The organism is Lysobacter sp. ISL-50 (genome assembly GCF_018612875.1).
Lineage (GTDB): Bacteria > Pseudomonadota > Gammaproteobacteria > Xanthomonadales > Xanthomonadaceae > Lysobacter.
Genome location: NZ_JAGGRI010000010.1, coordinates 117841 through 140422, shown reverse-complemented (window position 1 = coordinate 140422; position 22582 = coordinate 117841). Strand labels below are relative to the sequence as shown.

General features: G+C 67.3%; 23 protein-coding genes and 2 pseudogenes. 6 read left to right on the top strand and 19 right to left on the bottom strand.

The window, feature by feature from the left end:
- Position 1: 1 nt before the first annotated feature.
- Positions 2–1015, top strand: coding sequence for an aromatic ring-hydroxylating dioxygenase subunit alpha (locus J7J50_RS07195; protein WP_215058003.1), 1014 nt, complete (start codon positions 2–4; stop codon positions 1013–1015).
- Between the two features lie 66 nt (positions 1016–1081).
- Here the strand turns inward: J7J50_RS07195 and J7J50_RS07190 are convergent, their stop codons facing one another.
- Positions 1082–2887: a DUF4153 domain-containing protein gene (locus J7J50_RS07190; protein ID WP_215058002.1), complete on the bottom strand. Its 1806-nt coding sequence runs from the start codon at positions 2885–2887 to the stop codon at positions 1082–1084.
- A 320-nt stretch (positions 2888–3207) separates the two neighbouring features.
- Positions 3208–3756: pseudogene (locus J7J50_RS07185) on the bottom strand (DNA-3-methyladenine glycosylase I); the annotation flags it as partial.
- A gap of 435 nt (positions 3757–4191) precedes the next feature.
- Here J7J50_RS07185 and J7J50_RS07180 point away from each other — a divergent pair.
- The 4 genes and pseudogenes from J7J50_RS07180 to J7J50_RS07165 all read left to right on the top strand — a co-directional run.
- Positions 4192–4758, top strand: a complete 567-nt coding sequence (locus tag J7J50_RS07180; protein ID WP_215058000.1) for a YqgE/AlgH family protein — start codon at positions 4192–4194, stop codon at positions 4756–4758.
- Complete coding sequence (gene ruvX / locus J7J50_RS07175) at positions 4755–5243, top strand: Holliday junction resolvase RuvX (protein WP_215057999.1); 489 nt, start codon at positions 4755–4757, stop codon at positions 5241–5243. The genes J7J50_RS07180 and ruvX overlap by 4 nt, the downstream gene beginning before the upstream one ends.
- Positions 5244–5256: 13 nt before the next feature.
- Positions 5257–6192, top strand: coding sequence for an aspartate carbamoyltransferase catalytic subunit (locus tag J7J50_RS07170; protein WP_215057998.1), 936 nt, complete (start codon positions 5257–5259; stop codon positions 6190–6192).
- A gap of 72 nt (positions 6193–6264) precedes the next feature.
- Positions 6265–6480, top strand: a pseudogene (locus tag J7J50_RS07165) (alkylphosphonate utilization protein); the annotation flags it as partial.
- Between the two features lie 193 nt (positions 6481–6673).
- Here the strand turns inward: J7J50_RS07165 and J7J50_RS07160 are convergent.
- The 17 genes from J7J50_RS07160 to J7J50_RS07080 all read right to left on the bottom strand — a co-directional run bounded on the left by J7J50_RS07160 (position 6674) and on the right by J7J50_RS07080 (position 22062).
- Entirely contained in the window at positions 6674–7537 is an 864-nt protein-coding gene (locus tag J7J50_RS07160) for a prolyl oligopeptidase family serine peptidase (protein ID WP_215057997.1), read from the bottom strand.
- 205 nt (positions 7538–7742) lie between these two features.
- Positions 7743–9104 carry a magnesium transporter gene (gene mgtE / locus J7J50_RS07155; RefSeq protein ID WP_215057996.1) on the bottom strand — a complete coding sequence of 454 codons (1362 nt, stop codon included), beginning with the start codon at positions 9102–9104 and terminating at the stop codon, positions 7743–7745.
- Positions 9105–9400: 296 nt separating this feature from the next.
- Entirely contained in the window at positions 9401–11110 is a 1710-nt protein-coding gene (gene ptsP / locus J7J50_RS07150; RefSeq protein WP_215057995.1) for a phosphoenolpyruvate--protein phosphotransferase, read from the bottom strand.
- Positions 11111–11123: 13 nt separating this feature from the next.
- Positions 11124–11393: an HPr family phosphocarrier protein gene (locus J7J50_RS07145; RefSeq protein ID WP_215057994.1), complete on the bottom strand. Its 270-nt coding sequence runs from the start codon at positions 11391–11393 to the stop codon at positions 11124–11126.
- A 139-nt stretch (positions 11394–11532) separates the two neighbouring features.
- Positions 11533–11925 (bottom strand): PTS fructose IIA subunit family protein, encoded by a 393-nt coding sequence (locus J7J50_RS07140; RefSeq protein ID WP_215057993.1) that lies wholly within the window; start codon positions 11923–11925, stop codon positions 11533–11535.
- 324 nt (positions 11926–12249) lie between these two features.
- Positions 12250–12552, bottom strand: coding sequence for a hypothetical protein (locus tag J7J50_RS07135; RefSeq protein WP_215057992.1), 303 nt, complete (start codon positions 12550–12552; stop codon positions 12250–12252).
- Between the two features lie 102 nt (positions 12553–12654).
- Positions 12655–13038, bottom strand: coding sequence for a hypothetical protein (locus J7J50_RS07130; protein ID WP_215057991.1), 384 nt, complete (start codon positions 13036–13038; stop codon positions 12655–12657).
- A gap of 248 nt (positions 13039–13286) precedes the next feature.
- Positions 13287–14153, bottom strand: a complete 867-nt coding sequence (rapZ, locus tag J7J50_RS07125) for an RNase adapter RapZ (RefSeq protein ID WP_057945302.1) — start codon at positions 14151–14153, stop codon at positions 13287–13289.
- A gap of 77 nt (positions 14154–14230) precedes the next feature.
- A complete protein-coding gene (hprK, locus tag J7J50_RS07120; protein WP_215057990.1) occupies positions 14231–15181 on the bottom strand; it encodes an HPr(Ser) kinase/phosphatase in 951 nt (316 codons plus the stop codon).
- 500 nt (positions 15182–15681) lie between these two features.
- Complete coding sequence (locus tag J7J50_RS07115) at positions 15682–16146, bottom strand: PTS sugar transporter subunit IIA (protein WP_215057989.1); 465 nt, start codon at positions 16144–16146, stop codon at positions 15682–15684.
- A 56-nt stretch (positions 16147–16202) separates the two neighbouring features.
- The gene (raiA, locus tag J7J50_RS07110; protein WP_057941955.1) at positions 16203–16529 is read right to left on the bottom strand and encodes a ribosome-associated translation inhibitor RaiA; all 327 of its coding nucleotides are present in this window, start codon (positions 16527–16529) and stop codon (positions 16203–16205) included.
- Positions 16530–16973: 444 nt separating this feature from the next.
- Positions 16974–18428: an RNA polymerase factor sigma-54 gene (locus J7J50_RS07105; RefSeq protein WP_215057988.1), complete on the bottom strand. Its 1455-nt coding sequence runs from the start codon at positions 18426–18428 to the stop codon at positions 16974–16976.
- 96 nt (positions 18429–18524) lie between these two features.
- Positions 18525–19244: an LPS export ABC transporter ATP-binding protein gene (lptB, locus tag J7J50_RS07100; protein WP_057941957.1), complete on the bottom strand. Its 720-nt coding sequence runs from the start codon at positions 19242–19244 to the stop codon at positions 18525–18527.
- Positions 19244–19843, bottom strand: a complete 600-nt coding sequence (lptA, locus tag J7J50_RS07095) for a lipopolysaccharide transport periplasmic protein LptA (protein WP_215057987.1) — start codon at positions 19841–19843, stop codon at positions 19244–19246. The genes lptB and lptA overlap by 1 nt, the downstream gene beginning before the upstream one ends.
- The gene (lptC, locus tag J7J50_RS07090; protein ID WP_215057986.1) at positions 19824–20390 is read right to left on the bottom strand and encodes an LPS export ABC transporter periplasmic protein LptC; all 567 of its coding nucleotides are present in this window, start codon (positions 20388–20390) and stop codon (positions 19824–19826) included. The genes lptA and lptC overlap by 20 nt, the downstream gene beginning before the upstream one ends.
- Positions 20387–20935 carry an HAD hydrolase family protein gene (locus tag J7J50_RS07085; protein ID WP_215057985.1) on the bottom strand — a complete coding sequence of 183 codons (549 nt, stop codon included), beginning with the start codon at positions 20933–20935 and terminating at the stop codon, positions 20387–20389. The genes lptC and J7J50_RS07085 overlap by 4 nt, the downstream gene beginning before the upstream one ends.
- A 104-nt stretch (positions 20936–21039) precedes the next feature.
- Entirely contained in the window at positions 21040–22062 is a 1023-nt protein-coding gene (locus tag J7J50_RS07080) for a KpsF/GutQ family sugar-phosphate isomerase (RefSeq protein WP_215057984.1), read from the bottom strand.
- A 244-nt stretch (positions 22063–22306) separates the two neighbouring features.
- Here J7J50_RS07080 and J7J50_RS07075 point away from each other — a divergent pair, with 244 nt between their 5' ends.
- Positions 22307–22546, top strand: coding sequence for a BolA/IbaG family iron-sulfur metabolism protein (locus J7J50_RS07075; RefSeq protein WP_215057983.1), 240 nt, complete (start codon positions 22307–22309; stop codon positions 22544–22546).
- The last annotated feature ends 36 nt before the right edge of the window (positions 22547–22582 follow it).

Below are 22582 nucleotides of genomic sequence, written 5' to 3'. Positions count from 1 at the left end.
CATGAGCGACTGGCATCCGTCGCACTACGCGCGCTGGTTCCCGGCCTTGTGCGCGAACCGGCTCAAGCGCGCGCCGGTCGCGGTGACGGTGCTCGATCGGCCGGTGGCGCTGGTCCGCGATGAAAGCGGTCACGCCTTCGCGTTGGAGGATCGCTGTCCGCATCGGCATGCGCCGTTGTCGGCCGGCGTCGCCGCCGGCGGCGGCATCACCTGTCCGTATCACGGCTGGCGCTTCGATTCGCAAGGCCGTTTGTGCGCGATTCCCGGCATGCCGCCGGAATGCGCCTTGCCGCAGGTGCGGGTGCGCGCGGTCGCGGTGCGCGAGCACGATGGCTTGATCTGGCTGCGATTGGATGGATGCGATGAAGGCGAACTGCCGGCCATGGTGCGGCGCAATCCCGCCGGGTCGCGGCGTTTCGTCTGGCAAACGCAGTGGTGTGCGCATGTGATCGATGCGATAGAGAATTTCCTCGATCCGATGCACACGCACTGGATTCACCCGGGGCTGGTGCGGCGCGGCGGGGCGCGCGAGGCCATGACGGCGCATTTCGAACCGACCGATGCCGGCTTCAGCGTGTCGTACCGCGGCCAGTCGCAACAGTCGGGCCTGCTCTACCGCCTGTTCGAATCGCCGCGCGAAAGCGAGCGGGCCTTGTTCGAGGCTCCCAGCAGCGCGCAGATCGAATACCGCTACCTCAACGGCGGCATCGTCCGCATCAGTCTGCATTTCACCCCGATCAGCGCCGAACGCACGGCGGTGTTCGCGACCTTGCATGTCGAGAACCGCTGGGCGCCGGCGTGGCTGGTGCACGCGCTGGTGTGGCCGCTGCTCAAGCGCGTCAACGATCAGGACGCGCGCATGCTGGCCTTGCAGGCCGATAATCTGCGGCGTTTTCCGCAGGTGCGGAGCGCTTCGACTCAACTCGATCTGGTGCGGCCTTGGGTCGAGACGTTCTGGACCACCGGCGCCGCGCCCGAAGACGCGCCGCGGCGAGAGGTGCGTCTGCTGCTGTAGTCGCACGAAACGCCGGCGCAGGCCGCCGGCGTTATCGCGTCTTCGCCGGCAACGACGATCGCCTCATCAGTCGCAGCGCGGACGTCCGCAATCGCTCCTGGGCGCCGGTTCGATTTCCAACTGCATCGTCGGACCCGTGTCGCCGAGCTGGAAATCCGCCCAGCGGCGAGGCACCACGCGCAGTTGATTGGCGCGCATCGCCGGCGCGACTGCGTTGGCTTCGGTGTTGAGATAGCTGCTGCTGTTGCGGCCGATCTTGCGCCACACGCCTTGCTCGCGCGCGTAGACGAAGCAGACCGGGCCCCATTGCTTGGCGTTGCACAGCAGGTAGTCGGCCTGGCCGTCGCTGTCCAGGTCCGGCGCCATCAGCACGCATTCGGAATCGGCGTTGAGGCAGTCGGGCGTCGGCAGCTTGTCGCTGACCAGCGCTTGCAGCCACAGCGGATCGGGCGCGGCGACGCCGGCGGCGGGCTTGATATGGCGCAGCGCTTCGGCAGCGGTGCGCGCCTGCTGATCGCGTTTGTCGTCCTGGCGATATTCCCAGCTGTTCTTCATCGTCAGCAGGCGCTGGATCTGCGCGCGCTCCTTGGCGTCGAACAGTTTGCTGTCGCCGGCCAGCGCCTGCAGCGCCAGATAGCCGCGGCGGCCGCTGTCGAAGCGCAGATGGCTCAGGTCGAAACGCTCGCGCTCGCTGCGGCCGTCGCGCAGGCGCGCGAGTTGATCGTTGACGCTCAAGCGGTGCGGATCGAGCAGCCACGAGTTGGCCGCGACCGTCAGCGCCAGGATCACCAGCGACACGCCGACGTTGACGCGCTTGAGATCGTGCAGCCATCCGGCGCGCGGACGCAGCGCCGCCACCGCGTAGCCCACGGCGTAGGCGCTGAGCACGACCGAGGCGAGCACGGCCCAGAAACGTTCCGCGGTCCAGCCGTATTGGCCGATGCGCAGACTCAGCGCGTACAGGCCCAGGCCGGCGTAGATCGGCAGGATCAGCAGCGCCGCATCGACCACGTGGCGCAGCCAGCGCGGGTACGGCGGCGCGTCGTCGCCGTCCTGATAGACCGCGTTGACGAACAACACCATCACCGCGATCAGGCTCATCAGGATCAGGGTCGCCGAGCGCGTGCTCCACAGCGCGTCCAGGCCGGTGAACGGCAGGCTGATCACGAACAACAGCGCGATCAGCGACACCAGCGGCAACAGTCCCTTGAAGATCGCGAACAGAATCTGCCGCGCCACCTGCACCGGCCGCTGTTGGGTGCGCCCGACCAGCACGCCCAGGCCGATCATGACGCCGGTGGCCAGATGGGCGAAGCTGCGGGTGGTGAACAGATCGCTGAAGAATTGAATGCCGATCAGTTTGAACAGCACCGCGCACAAGCCCAGCACGCCCCAGCAGATGCCGACGAACACCGCGGTGAGCAGCAAGGTCAGCGCGTTCTGCCAGCCGTGTTCGAACAAGGCGCTGTACGGCGCGCGCCAGCGGCCGAGGTCGAGCCGGCATTGCAGATAGGGCAGGGCGATGAACAAGGCGATCGCCAGCGTCGCGCCGAACGGCCACAGCACCGCGCCGGCCTTGATGTCGGGGGCGCCGGTCGCGCTCCAGCCGGCCCACAGCGCCAGCAGCAGATAGATCGCCGCCACGCCGAGCGCGTTGGTCCAGAAGCGGCGATCGTCCAGGCGCTGCACCGACAACAGCATCAGCGTCGGCACCGACAAGGCCATCACGTACCAGTAGATGTCGAAACCGGAGTCCGAGCGCGCGCCGATCCGGATCAGATACAGCGCCAATCCCTGCAGCAGCGCGATCAGGACGATGAAGGACTTGGTCGCGCGCGAGAGCGTGACGGCGGCGGTGGGCGAGGTGGACATGCGGTTCCTTTGCGATGGCCTGCGATCGTAGCGGCGCGGTGCGCGGCCGCGGGTTCGCGGGATGACGCCGCGCAAGTTAGTGGGCTTGGGTGAGGGCGGTATGAAGCGGTTGCGGCGGCGCGGCGGCTGGATCGCGGATCAGCCGCCGCGTGCGATCAACCGCGTTTGCCGCGAACGGTTTTTTTCGCCACGGCTTTGTTCTTGGCCGTGGCGGTCTTGCTCGCCGCCGTCCGCGCCGGCGCCTTGGCGGCCTTGACCGGCGCGGGCTTGGCTGCGCCGCTCGCGCCGGACGGTTTCGGCGCGCTCTTCGCCAGGGCCTGCGCGCGGCGCCAGTACGGCTTGAGTTTGTCGATGCGCTGGTACGCCGGGCAACTTTCGCGATGCGCGCCGGGCAGATAGCTCAGGCTCATCAGGAATTCGTTCGTGATCTCGCCGCCGGTGAAGCGGAAGGTCTGCTTGAACAGTTTGATCCAACCGGTCTTGTCGCGCGGCTTGCCGTCCAGCAGTTGATGCGCGTCGAGCCATTGCGCGAAGCCGCCGTGGCTGCCGCGCAGTTGCTGGATCACCTGAGCGTTGTGGATCGCCGCATCGACCTTGAGCCGGTTGCGGATGATGCCGGCGTCTTCGAGCAGGCGCAGGCGATCGGCTTCGCCATAGCCGGCGACCGTGTCGACGTCGAAGCCGCTGTAGGCGCGGCGGAAGCCTTCGCGCTTGCGCAGGATGGTTTCCCAGCTCAGGCCGGCCTGGTTGATTTCCAGGATCAGGCGTTCGAACAGATCGGATTCGTCGCGCTGCGGGAAGCCATATTCGCGGTCGTGGTATTGGCCATGGATGGGGTGGTTGGGGGCGATGTCGCAGTAACCGGACATGCGGTCCTCGTAGGGGGGGCGGTCGGGTCGATTGTGGGTGGCGTGGGGGCGGGAATCCAGGGCGCGGCGCGAATGCCGGAAGTCTTCCAATATCGCATTTGTGGGAGAGGCTTCTGTGGGAGGGGCTTCAGCCCCGATGCTTTTCGCTCCGATCGCCGCTCCCTACACAGATGCTCGCGATCTGAGCGAAAAGCATCGGGGCTGAAGCCCCTCCCACAAAAAGCCCCTCCCACAAAAAGCCCCTCCCACAAAAAGCCCCTCCCACAAAAAGCCCCTCCCACAAAAAGCCCCTCCTACAGAAGCCCTTCCCACAAGAAAACCTGGCCGGGACAGGCCCGATTCACCGTATCGCCGCGCCCCGCGCTGTCCCCGAACCTGCGGCGCCCTGCGCGTTTTCACGTCCCGCAGCCGCGCCCGGCACGCTAGAATGGCCTCATGCCCGTGATGCCCACGCCCCTCGCCAGCCAGGTCCTGATCGCGCTTCCCGCGCTGGCCGAGACCAATTTTTCCCGCAGCGTCGCGCTGATTTGCCAGCACGACGACGACGGCGCGATGGGCATCGTGGTCAATCGCCCGTCCGAGTACACCCTGGGCGAGGTCTTCGGCCAGATGGGCGTGGACGGCGGCGATGAATCTCTGCGCGCCCAGATCGTATTGGCCGGCGGCCCGGTCCATCCCGAGCGCGGCTTCGTGCTGCACGACGGCGGCACCCGCTGGGATTCCACCCTGGTGATCGGCTCGGACCTGTACCTGACCACCTCGCGCGACATTCTCGAAGCCATGGCCAAGGGCGAAGGCCCGGACAACGCGATCGTCGCGCTGGGCTGCGCCGGCTGGGGTTCGGGGCAGCTCGAACATGAGATCACCGAAAACGACTGGCTGACCGCGCCGGCCGATGCCGAACTGCTGTTCGAACTGCCGCTGGACGTGCGCTGGCAGGCCGCGGCCGGACGCATCGGGGTGGATTTCGCCCACCTGGCCGATTACGCCGGACACGCATGAGCATCGGCGCCTCCGACGCAATCCGACGCGACGGTACCGTCCTCGGATTCGATGTCGGCGCGCGCCGGATCGGCGTCGCCGTCGGCAGCGCCTTCGGCCATGGGGCCCGTGCGCTGGCGGTGATCGATGTGCACGGCGCCGGCCCGGACTGGAACGCGATCGACCGCGTCTATAAAGAATGGCGTCCGGACGGCCTGATCGTCGGCGACCCGATGACCCTGGAAGGCGGCGACCAGCCCGCGCGCCTGCGCGCGCACGCCTTCGCCCGCCAGCTGCGCGCGCGCTACAAATTACCGGTGGTGCTGGTCGATGAGCGTTCCAGCTCGATCGAAGCCGCGCATCGTTTCGCCGCCGATCGCGCCGAAGGGCGCAAACGCCGCCGCGACGCCGAGGCCCTGGACGCGGTGGCCGCGGCGGTGATCGTCGAGCGCTGGCTCGCCGCGCCCGACGACGCCACCGACATCGAACACATTTCGCATCCTTGAAGCACCGCACATCATGACTACCTACGTTTCCGCCGACGGCGGTTCGCGTCACCTGCTGAGCTTGCGCGATGCCTCGCGCGAATCGCTCGACGCCTTGCTGATCCGCGCCCAGGCTTTCGCCGAGGGCCATTACGACAGCCGCGCGCTGGCCGGCATCGCGGTGTGTACCTTGTTTTTCGAGCCGTCCACGCGCACCCGCCTGAGCTTTCAGTTGGCCGCGCAGCAGCTCGGCGCGCATGTGTTGAATTTCGACGCCTCGACTTCATCGACCAGCAAGGGCGAGACCGCGCTGGATACTCTGAAGAACATCGAAGCGATGGGCGTGCGCGGCTTCGTGATCCGCCATCGCGAAGACGGCGCGGTCGCGGCACTGGCGGCGCAGGCGCGCGCCGGCACCTGTCTGGTCAATGCCGGCGACGGCCGCAGCGCGCATCCCACGCAGGGCCTGCTCGACATGCTGACGCTGCGCCAGGCCAAGGGCACGGACTTCTCGCGTTTGCGCGTGGCGATGATCGGCGACGTCAAGCACTCGCGCGTCGCGCGCTCGGACCTGCAGGCCTTGCGCGCGCTCGGCATGGGCGAGATCCGCGTATGCGGCCCGGCCTCGCTGCTGCCCGACGACGGCACGTTGGACGGTTGCGTGGCGACGCAGGATTTCGACGCCGCGCTCGACGGCGTGGATGCGGTGATGATGCTGCGCCTGCAGCGCGAACGCATGGAAGAAGGACTGGTGGCGTCGCTGGACGATTATCACCGCGACTACGGCCTGACCGCTTCGCGGCTCAAGCGCGCCGCCGCCGACGCGGTGGTGATGCATCCCGGCCCGATGAATCGTGGCGTGGAAATCACGGACGAAGTCGCCGACGGCCCGCAATCGCTGATCCTGACCCAGGTCGCCAACGGCGTCGCCACGCGCATGGCGGTGCTGGAGATGCTGCTCAAGGGCTGATCGCGCGGCTGTATTTTTCTTCCGGCCGCGCCGTTGTGCGGCCGATCTGGTTTGGTTTATTCGGAATCACTCGACATGATCGTAAAAGACAGCAACGGCACCGTGCTCGCCGACGGCGACTCGGTTTTGCTCATCAAGGACCTGAAGGTGAAGGGCACGTCGGTGACGCTCAAGCGCGGCACGCTGTGCAAGAACATTCGCCTGACCGATGAGGAGGACGAGATCGAGTGCAATGTCGATAAGGTCAAGGGGCTGGTGTTGCGGACGGAGTTTTTGAAGAAGGCTTGAGGGGCGCTGGTAAAAGCAAATCCCCCTTGATCCCCCTTTTTCAAAGGGGGAAATCCTTCGGGACGTGCGTCGGGACTTGGCGGGCGACCTCTTCGCCTTGCCGACGCACGACCACCGCCCCGCGCCACTGTTTCCCCCTTTGAAAAAGGGGGATTAAGGGGGATTCGCTCTTAGGCCAGCCCCCAGCGCCCCATCACCGATGCTGCGCAAACAACCAAGGCCACAACTCCTTGGTCGCATAAGCCGAATCCCAGGAGTTGTGATCGGCCCGCGGAAACTCGGTATAGCGCACATCCGCCCCAGCGCGCTTCAGAGCCGCATTCATCTCGCGCGACTTCTGCGGCGGCACCGAGTCGTCCAGCGCGCCGTGGAAAATCCAGAACGGAACATGCGCCATCTTGCGCGCGGCTTCATCCAAGGTCAGCGCGCCGCCGAGCGCTTCGATCCGCTCATGATCCTTCGCCCGCGGCGGATCGTAGCCGCCGCAAATCGGCACCACCGCGGCGAAACGATCGGGCTGCATCAATGCCAACTCGTAACTCCCGTAGCCGCCCATCGACAGACCGGTCAACAGCACGCGCTTGGGATCGGCGCCGAATTCGTCCTGGCTGCGATCGAGCATCGCCAGCGCGGTATGAGTGAAGCGATACGGTTCGGCTTGACCGGCATGCATCTGCGGAAACACCACGATCGCCGGAAACTCGTCGATGCGTTCGCGAATCACCGGCCCAAGCCCCACCTCGACCTGCTTGCGATTGTCGCTGCCGCGTTCGCCCGAGCCGTGCAGGAACAGCATCAGCGGCGGATGCTCGCCGCCGGCTTTGCGCGAGGGCACGAACACCTGATAGCGATACAGCACGCCGTCGTCGAGCCGCAGCTCGCGTTCGAGGAAGCGGCCGTGCTTGCGCGAGTCGATCATGGTCGAGGCGTCGGAGGCAGCGCCTGAATCGTTGGAGTCGGCGCGAGGGGCGGGAACGCTGCGGCAGGCGGCGATCGATGCGATCACGCCCGTCAGCAACAGCGCGACGGCGAGGCGGAACGTGCGGCTACCGGGCATCGGCGTCTCCGGGGCGGGCTACCGGCATCATCGGCCGCTTGCGGTGCCCGATTCAAGCGCGCGCGCCGCGCAATCGGCTGGCGGCGGGCAGATTCGTCACGGATCGCGCCGATCGGGCCGATCAGCCCGATTCGGCAAGGCGCTGGCGCGGCAGCGCATCGATGTTGAATTGGAACTGCACCGAAGCATCGGTGCTGCGCCGTCTTCAGTGAATCAAAATCAGCGTCGCCAAACCGAGGAAGCTGAGGAACCCCATCACATCGGTCAGCGTGGTCAGGACCACGCCGCCGGCCAGGGCCGGGTCGAAGCCCAGCCGCTTGAGCGTGACCGGCACCAGCACACCGCCGGCGGCGGCGGTCAGCAGGTTGATGGTGAGCGCGGCGCCGATCACCAGCGACAGCCCGGGTTGGCGGAACCAGATCAGCACGATCACGCCCAGGCCGACGCCGAGCACGAGGCCGTTGATCAGCGCGACCGACAATTCCTTGCGCAGCAGCACGGCGACGTTGGAGGCGCCGATCTGGCCCAGGGCCAGGCCGCGGATCATCAACGCCAGCACCTGGGTGCCGGCGTTGCCGCCCATGCCGGCGACGATCGGCATCAGCGCGGCCAGCGCGACCAGTTTGGCGATGCTGTCTTCGAACTGGCCGACCACGCTGGCGGCCAGGAACGCCGTGCACAGGTTGACGCTGAGCCAGATCAGCCGGCGCCGGAACGCGCGCCGCACCGGGCTGAACAAGTCTTCGTCCTCGTCCAGGCCGGCCGCGCTCAAGGCCTGATGCTCGGCCTCTTCGCGGATGATATCGACCACGTCGTCGATGGTGATGCGGCCGAGCAGGATGTTGTTGTCGTCCACGACCGGGGCGCTGATCCAGTCGTGGTCGGAGAACTGGCGCGCGACTTCGCCGGCGGTTTCGCCGACGTCGATGGCCGGTTGTTCGTCGTCGATCAGTTTGTTGATCGCGGTGCCGGGTTCGTGCGTGAGCAGCGCGGCCAGGGCGATGCGGCCCAGGTATTGATGGCGGCGGCTGACCACGTACAGATGATCGGTGTGTTCCGGCAGCTCGCCGCGCAGGCGCAGGTAGCGCAGGACGACGTCGATGGTGGTGTCGGCGCGCACCGTCACCACGTCGGGATTCATCAACCGGCCGGCGGTGTCTTCCGGATACGACAGCACTTGCTCGAGCCGTTCGCGGTTCTCGCGATCCATCGACTTGAGCACTTCGTCGATGACGGTATCGGGCAGGTCTTCGACCAGATCGGCCAAGTCGTCGATGTCGAGGTCTTCGACCGCGGCGACGATTTCGTCCGTGTCCATGTCCGCGAGCAGGCTCTCTCGCACTTCTTCACCGACGTGGACCAGCACCTCGCCGTCGTCTTCCGGATCGACCAGGCCCCACACGATCACGCGCTTGCCCGGAGGCAAGGACTCCAGCAGGTTGCCGATCTCGGCCGGAGAGAGCGTGTTGACCAGCCGCCGCACCGGACCCAGACGGCCGCTGTCGAGCGCGTCGGAAAGCAGGCGCAGCTGACGTGCGGTCTTGTCGTGGCGGACGGCTTCGGCCAATGCGGTACTTCCTGCAGGTGACGGACGCGGCCACGAAGCCGGCGAGGGTCAGGTGTTCATCGGGGCATTATCGCCTGGGTGGCGTGTTATGCACAGCGTTGGAGTCTGCGCCGAATGCGGTGGAGGGGATGTCTGCTTTGTGGACCGCTCTTGTGGGAGGGGCTTCAGCCCCGATGCTTTCCGCTCAGATTGCGAGCATGTCCCGATCGACTTGCAAAATCCGGCGATCGGGCCGAAGCGCATCGGGGCTGACGCCCCTCCCACAAAAGCAACCCGCAAGGGCCATCGCCCGCCGATCAGGCCCGAAGCCAGGCCTCGATGCCCACGCGATCCTTCGCCCGCAGCAGCGCCGGCGCGCGTTTGCGCAAACCTTCCAGATTCAAGCCGCGGATCGCCCGGCGCAGTTCCAGCAAGGTCGCCGGGTGCAGACTGAATTCCTCCAGCCCCAGCGCCAGCAGCAGCGGCGCGAAGTTGGCGTCGCCGGCCATTTCTCCGCATACCGCGACCGGCTTGCCGCGCGACTTGGCCAGGCGGATCACGTCGCGGATCACCCGCAGCACCGCCGGATGCAGCGGCGTGTACAGGTCGCTGAGCGCTTCGTTGTTGCGATCCACCGCGAGCAGGTACTGGACCAGATCGTTGGTGCCGATGGAAAGGAAATCGATCAGGCCGATGAAGCCGGGCAGGGCGATCGCCGCGGCCGGGACTTCGATCATCGCGCCCAGCGGCACGTGCTCGGCGATCTCGTGGCCTTGCTTGCGCAGGTCCGCGGCCACTTTCCTGAGCAGCGCGCGCACCGTGCGCACTTCCTCGGTCGAGCTGACCATCGGCACCAGCACCCGCACCGGGCCGTAGCCCGACGCGCGCAGGATCGCGCGCAACTGGGTTTCCAGCAGGCCTTCGCGCGCCAGCGACAGGCGCACGCCGCGCACGCCGAGCGCGGGATTGGGCTCGTCGCGCAGCACCAGGCCGGTCTTGTCGGCCTTGTCCGCGCCCAGGTCCAGGCTGCGAATGGTGACGGTGCGGCCGGTCATGCCGAGCACGACGTCGCGGTAGACGCGGAACTGTTCGTCCTCGTCCGGCAGTTCGTTGCGCTGCAGGAACAGGAACTCGGTGCGGTACAGGCCGACGCCGGCCGCGCCCAGCGCATGCGCCTCGGCCACGTCCTCGCGCGATTCGGCGTTGGCGTAGAGCTTGATGTCGACGCCGTCGAGCGTGCGCGTGGGTTCGCGGCGCAGGCGATGCAGCTGCTTGCGTTCGCGCGCCAGCTCGCGGGTGCGGGCGCGGTGCCCGCGCAGGTCTTCGGCGTTGGGTTCGAGAATGACCGTGCCGGTGGCGCCATCGACCACCAGCGCGTCGCCGTCGTTGATCTTCAGCAGCGCCTGCGAAGCGCCGACGATCAGCGGCAGATGCAGGCTGCGCGCCAGGATCGCGCTGTGCGACAGGGCGCTGCCGGCGGCGGTGACGATCGCCATCACGCCCTGCGCCTGCAACTGCGCCAGTTCGGCCGGGGCGACGTTGTCGGTGACGAGAATCTCGCCGGCCACGCCGGAGGTGTCGTGATCGCGACGGTGCAGCGCGGCGTGGATGCGGCCGATGACTTGGTCGATATCGTCCACGCGGCTGCGGAAGTAGGCATCGTCCATCGCCTCGAACACCGAGGCGATGCGGTCGCGCTGCAGGCGCAGGGCGTAGTCGGCGGCGTAATGGCCGGTACGGATCAGTTCGTCCAGGCCTTGCAGCAGCTCCGGATCGTCCAGCAGCAAGGTGTGCAGGTCGAGGAACTCGCCGACCTCGTGCGCGAGCGCGCCGTGCAGGCGCTCGCGCAAGGCGTGCATTTCGTGGCGCACGGTGTCGATGGCCGCGTGCAGGCGCCCCAGTTCGCCTTCGACCTGCTCATGGGTGATGCGCTCTTCGGCGACTTCCAGCGCATGCGGCAGCCGCACCCGGGCGCGGCCCAGCGCACTGCCTCGTGACGCGCCGTGACCTTGGAATTCCTGCCGCATCCGCGCCTCCGGCTCAGCTGTCTTCGTCGAAACGACGATCGAACAAGGCGGTCACCGCGTCGGCGGCGTTGGCCTCGTCTTCGCCGTCCACGCGCAGTTTGACGTGGGTGCCTTGGCCGGCGGCGAGCAGCATCACGCCCATGATGCTCTTGGCGTTGACCTCGCGGCCCTTGGCGGTGAGCGTGGCGTTGCTGCGAAAACCCGACAGCACCTGCACCAGCTTGGCGGTGGCGCGGGCGTGCAGGCCCAGTCGGTTGGAGACGGTCAGGTCGCGTTCGATCATGTCGGGGTCCTCAGGCAATGGTCAAACGCATCGAACTCGATACGGTATCTGGTGATGCTGTGGCGATAGTGCCTTATTGCGGTTCGGATCATGCATTCAAGGGGCGTGCGGGGGTGGTGTCGCGCAAACGTGGCCGGGCTCACGCATCGTCGAGGATGACGCCGTTGCGGGCGCCGGCCGCGGCGACCGCGGGCAATTGCTCCAGTCCCAGCTCGGCGTAGTTCATCACCCGCATCAGCATCGGCAGATTCAACGCCGACACGCGCCGCACCGGCGTGCCCAACCGGGCCACGCGCGCGGCGAGGTTGCTGGGCGATGCGCCGTACAGATCGGTGAGCACCAGCACGCCGTCGCCATCGTCCACGCGGCGCAGGGCCGCGCTGGCGGCCGGCAGCAGCTGAGCGAGGTCCGCGTCGAACGGCACCTCCAGCGCTTCGGTGCGCAGCGGCAACGGATTCAACAAACGGCCGGCGACAGCGACCAGCGCGCTGCCGATTCCGGAATGGGTAATGAGTAGGATGCCGACGGACATAGCGACAACTTAACAGAGCACGGTGACGCGCCGAAAGCGTCCGGACGGTCGCTTCACGATTTCGGTCGCGGTGGGTGGAGCACGGGTGGCGACAGGCCGAAGACCGGCTTGCGGCGAGCGCGTCGTCTCATGGCCGGCCGCAATCCTCGCTGCGCTGCGGCAAATGTTGGGTTTGCGCTGCGTCTCGCCGCGAGCGTGCATCGCGGCCGGCGGAATTGCTGTGCATTCGCCAGCGCCGGAGGTCACTTGGCCGGCCGGAGCGGGCCGCAAAAAAGAACGGGCCGCGCGAGCGGCCCGTTCCAGTGCGAGGAGCGGCGCGCCGGCTTACTGCTTCGGCGGCGTCTCGGTCTTGCCCTTGTCCGGCGGCGTGGTGGCGCTGTCGGCCGGCATCGGGTCGGACGGCGGGGTCTCGGCGGGCGGCGTCTCGGCCGGCGGCGGCATGTCCGCCGGGGGCGTGGTGTCCGCCGGCGGCGGGGCGGGGTCGGCCGGAGCCGCGGGCGCCGGGCCGGCGCCGGCATCCGGCGGCGGTGCGTCGGCGGGTTTGTTGCAGGCGCTGAGCAGGCCGGCGGCGAACAGCGCGCTCAGCAGCAGGCCGAGGCGGCGCGGACGGGGAAGGGTGATGGTCATGTCGATCCTTTGCTGATGGGTCAGCCGGTGGGGGAGATATCGGGCCGCGGCGGGGCCGGCGATCGCGTTCGTCCGGCCGGGCCGGTGCGCGGCGGTGATGGATTACTTGTCGCCGACGCGCTTGTTCTGCCCGGCCTGATATTCCGACAGCGACAGCGAGCCGTCGCCGTCGAGGTCGTGGGTGGAGAAGTTCGCGGCCAGGCGCGAATCGAGCGCGGCCTCGTCGCGGCTGATCTTCTGATCGCCGTTGCTGTCGAGTTCGGCGAAGGTGGCCGGGCCGATCGCGTCGCTGGGCGGCGGCGTGCGCGCGTCGCGGCGCGGATCGTTGACCGGCGGTTCGGTGCGTTGCATCGGATCGGACGCCGGCATCGGATCGGCGGGACGCGACCCGGGCGGAGAGCCGTTCTGCGCGAAGGCCGCCGACGCGGACAGACCGGTCAGCAAGGCGAGCAGCATCGGACTGAGGCTGCGGATCATGGGTTTCATGGCGCTGCTCCGTGATTGCGGAAACGCCGGATCACGCTATCGGCGTAATTCGAAACCTACGGTGCGGCGTGCAAGCATTGCGGCACGGAGATGGGAAAATTTCGTAAGCAGCGGCGATTTATTCGGCGATGCGGTCACTGCCGATTCATGTCGCGCACAACGATCAAGCGAATTCGACGACGTTCCACACCCGTGCCGTTGCCGTTCCCCCCTTTGAAAAAGGGGGGCAGGGGGATTCGCTCTTTGCATCAATCCAACTCCCGATGATGCACCGCCACCTCATTCCACCCACGCAGCCGCGCATGCTCGGCGAGCCGTTCGGCCAGATACACCGACCGATGCCGCCCACCGGTGCAGCCGAAGGCGATCGTCGCGTAACTGCGCGTGCTGTCCGATTGCAGCCGCGGCAACCAGGTGTCGAGAAACTGGCTGATCTGCTCGACATACAGCTTCACATCGTCCTGCGCTTCCATGTAGTCGCGCACGCCGCCGTCGCGGCCCGACAGCGGGCGCAGCGCCGGATTCCAGTGCGGATTGGGCAGCGCGCGCGCATCGAAGACGAAATCGGCATCGGCCGGTACGCCGCGGCGATAGGCGAAGGACTCGAACAACAGCGACATCCCGGCCTCGCCGCCCAGGCCGAACTCGGTGATGACATGGCGGCGCAGCTGATGGACATTGAGCTCGCTGGTATCGACGATCGCATCGGCGATCTGGCGTAGCGGCTTGAGCACCTGGCGTTCGAGCGAAATCGCATCGGCCAGGGCCAGGCCGAACTGGCTCAGCGGATGACGCCGGCGCGTGTCGGCGTAGCGCTTGAGCAGGACCGAGTCGCTGGATTCGAAGAACACCAGCTTCGGGTCCGCGCCGAGCGCGCCGACCGCCGACAGCCATTCGGGAATATTCGCCAGATCGCTGTGGCGGTTGCGCACGTCGATGCCGACCGCGAGCTTGGTCGGCATGCCGTCCTCGGCCTTGATCACGTTCTGCACGAACTGCGGCAGCAACTCGGCCGGCAGGTTATCGACGCAGTAGAAACCCAGGTCTTCGAAGGTATTGAGCGCCACCGATTTGCCCGATCCGGACATGCCGCTGACGATGACCAGGGTGAACATGCTCGCTTCCGGCGCGGCTTCGGCGCCGGAACGCGCTTCGTTGGCCGCTTCGGGATTGGGATGGGATTCGATGCCGCTCACGATTCGCCGCGCTCCAGGAAGTTGCTGTGCCGGGCGATGAAGGCCGCGGCCGGGTCCAAGCCTTTCATGCGCAGGCTGTGCAGGCGCGTCGCCGCTTCGGTGAGCACCGCGAGGTTGCGGCCGGGCATGACCGGCAGGGTAATCATCGGCACGTCCAGGTCGAGCACGCGGCGCAGGCCGGTGTCGCCGGTCAGGCGCTCGATGCCGGCCGGCTTGGGCTCGCTCATGGGCTTGGTCAGGTGCACGATCAGGCGCAGGTATTTGTTGTTCTTGACCGCGGTGTCGCCGAACATCTGGCGGATGTTGAGCACGCCCAGGCCGCGCACTTCCAGCAGGTCCTGCAGCATGTCCGGGCAGGTTCCGTCGAGCACGTCGGGCGCGATCTGGGTGAATTCGGGCGCGTCGTCGGCGACCAACCGATGCCCGCGGGTCACCAATTCCAAAGCCAGCTCGCTCTTACCCGAGCCCGATTCGCCGGTGATCAGCACCCCGATCGAATAGATTTCCATGAACACGCCGTGCAGCGTGATCTGCGGCGCCAGCGCGCGCGCCAGATGGTATTGCAGGTGATTGAGCAACTCGTGTCCGCGCCGCGGCGACACCCACAGCGGCGTATCGGTTTCTTCCGCGGCCATGCGCAGGTCTTCCGGGCAGGGCTGGTCCTTGCTGATGACCAGGGCCAGCGGCCGGAACTGGATGATCTTTTCGATGGTTTCCCAGCGCAGCCGCGAGTCCAGGCCGTCGAGCCAGGTCAGTTCCTCGGTGCCGAGGATCTGCACTTTGTTCGGATAGATCGCGTTGAGGTACCCGGCCAGCGAGGGCCGGCGGGCGACGGTATTGACCGCCTCGACCAGCCGCCCGTCGCCGCGTTGGCCGGCCAGCCAGCGCAGCGCGAGCCGCTCGCGCTGCTGTTCGAACAGTTCGCCTGCACGGATGCTTTTGCTCATGCGGGGAAGTTTACGAGTAAAGCGATGACGGCGCCTGCGTGGGGCTGTGAAGCGGGTTCAGCGCGGGTGGTGCGAATGCGGCCGCTGCCCTTCGAAAAATTGCCCCCTTTGAAAAAGGGGGCGAGCGCCCGGCGCAGGTGCGTTTCAGGTCAACGATCGCAGCGCGGGGGATTTGCTTTTGCTTGTGGGCGGAGCAAAAGCAAAAGCGAATCCCCCCTAGCCCCCCTTTTTCAAAGGGGGGAATCGGTAGGCGGGTTTGAGTAGGTGCCCCACTCGACAGGGGTATGCGGGTTTGAATAGTTGCCCCCTTTGAAAAAGGGGGCAAGCGCCCGGCGTCGGTGCGTTTCAGGCCAACGATCGGAGCGCGGGGGATTTGCTTTTGCTTGTGGGCGGGGCAAAAGCAAAAGCGAATCCCCCCTGGCCCCCTTTTTCAAAGGGGGGAATCGGTAGGCGGGTTTCGGTAGAGCGGGGGGTGTTACGCAGTTACAACCGATGACCGCTCACGCCGCGCTGCGGCGGCAATGATCGAGCAAGCGATAACTCAACTCCGCCACATTCGGCGCCGAGCGCAATCGCTCGCGAAAACCCGCATCGGCGAAGCGTCCGGCCAGCTCGGCGAGCAACTGCAGATGCTGTTGAACGTGATGCTCGGGCACCGCCATCGCCAGTACCAGATCGACCGGCTGGCCGTCGGCGGCGCCGAAATCCACCGGCTGCGCCAGCCGCAGGAATACGCCGCGGCTGCTTTCGAACAAGGGCGAGCGGCCGTGCGGAATCGCGACCCCGTAGCCGATCGCGGTGCTGGCGAGTTTTTCGCGCTCCTGCAGGCCGGCGCCGAGCGCGGCGGCGACGAGCGGGCTGCCTTCGGACAGCATGCGCGCGGCGGTTTCGAGCACCGCGTTGCGATCGCCGGGTTCTACCAGGATCGCAACGCGCTCCGCGCTCAACAGTTCGTAAAGCGGCATGACGGCGTTGTAGGTGGCTAGCGGTACGTGGCTGGCGCGGAGTTTACGCTATGGACTCAGGTGAGTTCGCCGTTGCGGGCGAGGCTCTCGCCGCGGTGGTGGTCCACTTGCTTGCTCTTGTGCTTCATCAGCAACCGGTCGAGCTTGTCCGCGAGCAGGTCGATGGCGGCGTACATGTCGATCGCGGCGGCATCGCAGTGCAGGGTGCGGCCGGCGATGAGAATGGTGGCTTCGGCTCGATGGTCGGGCTTGTCGAGGCTGAGCTGGGTTCGCACGTCGAAGGGATGGTCGTAGTGTCGTTGCAGACGGGCCAGCTTGGTTTCAACGTAGTCGCGCAAGGCTGCGGTGACTTCGAGTTGCTGGCCGTGGGTTTCGATACGCATCGGGGACCTCCTTCACGTCGCGGGTGAATGCAGAAACGTGTTCCGCCCGGTCTTGCCGGACCGAAACGGAACCGGGTGACGCCCTGGCCGGAGCCAGGAAGTCCAGCATCTCACGCTGAGTCTGCGGCGCAAGGGGCCGACTTGGTCCTTTGGTAGTAGCCGCGCCGGAAGACCTTGATCCGGCTGAGTTTTTTTCGCGATGTAAAAGTTTTGCAATGTGATTCGCGGCAAAAGGCATAAGCCACGGGGTTGGCGGAAACGGGGCACGCCGGGCGTGGAAAAGTCCGTGCGAGCGCCTGTTGCGCCGGTGAGAAAAAGGGGAGCGATGGCGCGGCGGCTCGGTGCGGCGCGGGCCCTCATCCGCCCCTTCGGGGCACCTTCTCCCGCAGGCGGGAGAAGGGAACGCCGGAGGGGAAAGGGGATCGGGGCCAGGGCAACAAGCCGTCAAGCCATGCGCACGCGGTCCTGAGACGAGGGGATGCTCATCGCCTCGCGATACTTGGCCACGGTGCGGCGCGCGACCGGCACGCCGGTGGCTTTCAAGGTCTCGGCCAGGCGCGCGTCGGACAGGGGCTTGCGCGGGTTTTCCGCTTCGATCAGGCGCCGGATCATGGCCTGGATCGCGGTGCTGGACGCTTCGCCGCCCGAGCCGGTGTCGATGCCCGAGGCGAAGAACGCCCGCAGCGGCACGGTGCCGCGCGGGGTGCGCGCGTACTTGCGCGCGATCGCGCGCGAGACGGTGGATTCGTGCAGGCCGACTTCGTTCGCGACTTCGCGCAAGGTCAGCGGGCGCAGGGCGCTGTCGCCGAATTCCAGGAACGCGGCCTGCTGCTTGAGCAGGCAGCGCGCCACTTTCAGCAAGGTATCGCCGCGCGCTTCCAGGCTCTTGAGCAACCAGCGCGCTTCCTGCAGATGGCCGCGCAGATAGCTGGCGTCGGAGGCGCTGGCGTGGCGGATCATGCCTTCGTAGCCGCGATGGATGGAAATGCGCGGCCGCATCGTTTCCGACAAGGCCACGCGCCACAGGCCGCGCTGGCGCCAGATCACGACATCGGGGGTGACGTAGGTGTCGGTGGAGATCGCGCCCATCTGCGCGCCCGGACGCGGGTCGAGCGAGCGCAGCAACTGCACCGCGACTTCGACCTCGGCGACCTCCAGCTTGAGTTCGGAGGCGAGCCCGGCCGCGCCCACGCGCGGCAGGCGTTCCAGCGGGCCGGCGCAGATCTGCAGCGCCAGCGCCTTGCCCGGCGTGTCGTCGGGCAGGGTGCTCAATTGCAGGCTCAGACATTCGCCGAGCGAGCGCGCGCCGGTGCCGACCGGGTCGAAGCGCTGGACCTGATGCAGCACCGTCAGCACTTCGTCTTCGCCGACGGTGAGTTCCGGGGCGAGCGAATCGGCGATGGCCTGCAGCGGTTCGCGCAGGTAGCCGTCGTCGTCGATGGCTTCGATCAGGGCCACGCCGATGCTGCGGTCGCGCAGCGACAGCGGGCTCAGGTGCAGCTGCCACAGCAGGTGATCGAGCAGGGTTTCGGCGTCGGCGACCTGTTCGGCCGCGGGCGAGTCTTCGTCGTTGTCGGACGGGCCGACCCGCTCGTACCAGGTCTCGCCGTCGTCCATCGTCCATTCCGGCTCGGGCGTGGGCGCGTCGCTGCCGGGACCGGGGCCTTCGCCGTGGTCGGCCTCTTCGCTAGCCGAGGCCGAGGTCGGCGGCGGACGGACTTCGTCCTCGCTGCCGGGCGCGGACGGCTCGGTCCAGTCCAGCAGCGGGTTGCTCTCTACCGCGCTCGCCAGTTCAGCTTCCAGTTCCACAGCCGACAGCTGCAGCAGGCGGATCGCCTGCCGCAATTGCGGCGTCATTACGAGCTGTTGTCCGAGAGAGGCTTGGAGGCGGGGCTTCATGTTCGATGGCTGACGCGACCTGAAAGGCAACGACCTGGAATGTCAGTCGGCCGAGTCGTGCATCGAGGGCGTCTTTCACGCCCGGCAACCGGAAGGTTACAGACGGAAGGTTTCGCCCAGGTAGACGCGACGGACATCGGGATTGGCCAGCAGCGCGTCCGGAGCCCCCTGCGCGAGCACGCCGCCGTCGTTCAGGATATACGCCCGATCGCAAATGCCCAAGGTTTCACGAACGTTATGGTCCGTGATGAGGACGCCGATCCCGCGATTCTTGAGATGGCGCACGATTCGCTGGATCTCGCCGACCGAAATGGGGTCGACACCGGCGAAAGGCTCGTCCAGCAGCATCAGGCGCGGGCGGGCGGCCAGGGCGCGCGCGATTTCCACGCGGCGGCGCTCGCCGCCGGACAGGCTGGCGCCGAGCTGGTCGGCGACGTGGGTCACCTGCAACTCGTCCATCAGGCTGGCCAGTTCGCGCTCGATGCCGCGGCGGTCGAGGTCGTCGCGCAGTTCCAGCACCAGGCGCAGGTTGTCGGCCACGCTGAGCTTGCGGAACACCGACGGTTCCTGCGGCAGATAGCCGACGCCGTACTTGGCGCGCGCGTACATCGGCTCGGCGGTGATGTCCTTGCCGTCGAGCACGATGGTGCCGGCGTCGGCCGGGACCAGGCCGACGATCATGTAGAAGCAGGTGGTCTTGCCGGCGCCGTTGGGGCCGAGCAGGCCGACCACTTCGCCCGCGTCCAGGGTCAGGCCGAAGTCGCGCACGACCTCGCGCTGGCGATAGGCCTTGCGCAGGCCTTGGGCGACCAGCATCAGCCGCCTCCCTTGGCGGGGGTCTTGGCCGCCGGCTTGGCCGGGGCGGTCTTGGCGGGCGCGGGCTTGGCCGCGGCCGGCGCGGGCGCGGAGGCGTCCTTGTTCTTGGGCTGCAGGCGCATGTTGACGCGACCGCCGACGCCGCCGCTGTCCACCTGGCCGCTCTTCATGTTGTAGACGATGCGTTCGCTGGTGATGGTGTCGCCGGCGTTGTCCACGAAAGCGTTGCCGGTGAGGATCACGGTGTCCTTGGGCATGTCGTAATCGACTTTGTTCGCGCGGCCGTTGAACGGTTTGCCGTCGTCGAGTTCCTGCTTCAAGGTGACCTGCGAGCCGGTCAGCACCACGTAGCTGATGTCGCCGTTGCTGCGCTTGATGTCGGCCTTGGCGGCGTTGATCACCAAGGTGCCCTGGACGATCTTGACGTTGCCGGTGAGCACGCACGGACCGGTGTCGCTGGCGACCGAGCAGTTGCTCTGGTCGGCGCCGACGTCCATCGGCTGATTGCGGTCGGAGGTGCGGGCCTGGGCGCCGAGCGCCGTCAGCAGCAACAATGCGGCCAGGCACAGGGCCGGCGGATTAGCGGGCTTTCGCTTCATAGCGCGCCTTGACGTTGGATTTGAGGATCACGTTCTTGGTCTCGAGGTCGGCCTCAAGGCCCAGACCGCTCAGTATAGTGCCCGGTTGGACCATGTTGACCGCGACGGCCGAGGTGGCCTTGTTCGCGTCCGGGAACACGTTCAGCTCTTCGGTGGCGATCTTGATCGGCTTGCCTTCGGCGTTGGTGCTGTCGGCCTTGACCTGTCCGCGCAGCCGCACTTCATCGGCCTCGGCGCTGACCCAGCCGCGCTGCGAGCGCACTTCCCAGGCGCCGCCCTGGCTGCCGGGCTTGGGCGGGATCAGGAACAAGGGCGTGGTGATGTCCATGGTCTTGATGTTGGGATCGCGGGTCAGCGTGGGCGCGCGCAGGGTGAACGATTCCTTGCCGGTCTTGTCGAGCACGACCACTTCGAAATCGTTGAGCACGTAGTCCGGCTGCACATTGGCCTTGCCGGCCAGCGGCTTGTCGCGCTGCGACCACAGCGCCCAGCCGCTAAGCGCGGCGGCGGTGAGCAGGATCAGGGTGAACCATCCGCGCCAGCTCATCCCAGCGCTCCGTTCAAGATGTCGTCGGCATGGCCTTGCGCGCCCAGCAACAGATCGCACAGCTCGCGCGCCGCGCCTTCGCCGCCGCGCGCATGGGTGCGCCAGTGCACGCGCTCGCGCACCCAGGCGTGCGCGTTGGCCGGCGCGACCGCCAGGCCGACGTGCGGCAGGATGCGCAGATCGGCGAGGTCGTCGCCCATGAACGCCACTTGCTCCAGGGTCAGGCCCAGGCCTTCCGCGATCAGCTTGACGCAGACCAGTTTGTCTTTGACATCGCCGTGCGAGGTCGCGCCCAGCTCGGCGGCGCGATGCGCGGCGATGGCGCCGCCGCGCGCGGTGACGAAATGCACGGCGATTCCGGCCTTGCGCAACAGCGACAGGCCCTGGCCGTCCTGGACGTGGAAGCTTTTGTACTCGCGCCCGTTGCTGTCGAAGGTCAGACGGCCATCGGTCAGCGTGCCGTCCACGTCGAAGCAGGCCAGCCTGATGCGGGCGGCGCGTTCGCGGATGTCGGCGGGGTAGTCGTTGAGGTGGCTATAAGGCACGGGAATCGGGAATGGGGAATGGGGAATCGGATGCGCGGCAAATGGGGAAGACCTTTCGGAAAGCGCTTGGCGATTCCCGATTCACGATTCCCCATTCCCGGCCGTTAAACCACTCGGGCCCGCAACAAGTCGTGAATGTTGAGCGCGCCAACCACGCGTCGTTCAGTATCCACGACCAGCAAGCCGCTGATCTTGTGAGTTTCCATGAGCTGCGCGGCTTCCACCGCGAGCGCGTCGGCGCCGATGGTCTTCGGCGAACGCGTCATCACTTCCTTGATCCGGGTCGAACGCAGGTCCACGCCGGGATCGTCGAGGGTGCGGCGCAAGTCGCCGTCGGTGTACAGACCGATCAGGCGCTGATCGTCGTCGACCACCGCGGTCATGCCCAGGCGCTTGTGGCTCATCTCCACCAGCGCTTCGCTGACGGTGGCCTGCGCGGACACGCGCGGCACTTCTTCGCCGGCGTGCATGATGTCGGTGATGTGCAGCAGCAGCCGGCGGCCGAGCGCGCCGGCCGGATGCGAGCGGGCGAAATCGTCGGCGGTGAAGCCGCGCGCTTCCAGCAGCGCGACCGCGAGCGCATCGCCCATCGCCAGCGAGGCGGTGGTGCTGGAGGTCGGCGCCAGCGCCAGCGGGCAGGCCTCGGCCGGGACGCTGACGTCCAGGTGCGCGTCCGATTCGCGGGCCAGGGTGGATTGCGGGCGCCCGGTCATGGCGATCACCGCGTTGCCCTGGCGCTTGAGCACCGGCAGCAGCATCAGCACTTCGTCGCTTTCGCCCGAATAGGACAGGGCCAGGACCACGTCGGCGTCGGTGATCATGCCCAGGTCGCCGTGGCCGGCCTCGCCCGGATGGACATAGAACGAGGGCGTGCCGGTGGAGGCCAGGGTCGCCGCGATCTTGCGCGCGATGTGCCCGGACTTGCCCATTCCGGTGCAAACCACGCGGCCATGGGCACCCAGGATCAGCTTGCAGGCCGCGGTGAAGTCGCCGTCGATGCGCTCGGCGACCGCGGCCAGCGCCTGGGCCTCGATCTCGAACACGCGCCGGCCGCTCTCGGCCAGCCCGGTTTCGGCGCGGCCGACGAGCAAGGCATTGGGGTCGCTGGCGGGGGCGGGTCGGGTCATGGGGAGGCCGGTCATAGAAGTGCCGTGTCGAAGGTCGCCATTTCGGACCGAAGGGCTTTCCGCTAGGCTAATCCGCCAATTCTAAGCGGTTCGTCCGCCCAGCGCCGTTCCGGCCGGCACATCCGCGCCGTATGGCCATCCGCATTCAGCCGGCCTCGGGCCCGCGCAGCCAGGCTGCGCCGACCCGGTCGCCGCTTTTTCCCCTTCGGCCCGCCCCCGGGCCGTACCGTCCAGAGGCTTTGAGTTGAACGCCGAAACCATCCGCACCCTGATCGAACAAGGCCTGCCCGGCGCGCAAGCGCAGGTGCGAGGCGACGACGGCGTCCATTTCGAGGCCACCGTCGTGGCCGAGGCGTTCCGCGGCAAGTTGCCGCTGGCCCGCCACCGCCTGGTCTATGCGACCTTGGGCGAGCGCATGGGCGGCGAGATCCATGCCCTGGCGCTGAAGACGATGACGCCGGAAGAGGCCGGAAATCGGAAATAGGGAATCGGGAGTCGGAAAGCGGATTCGTCGCTGTCC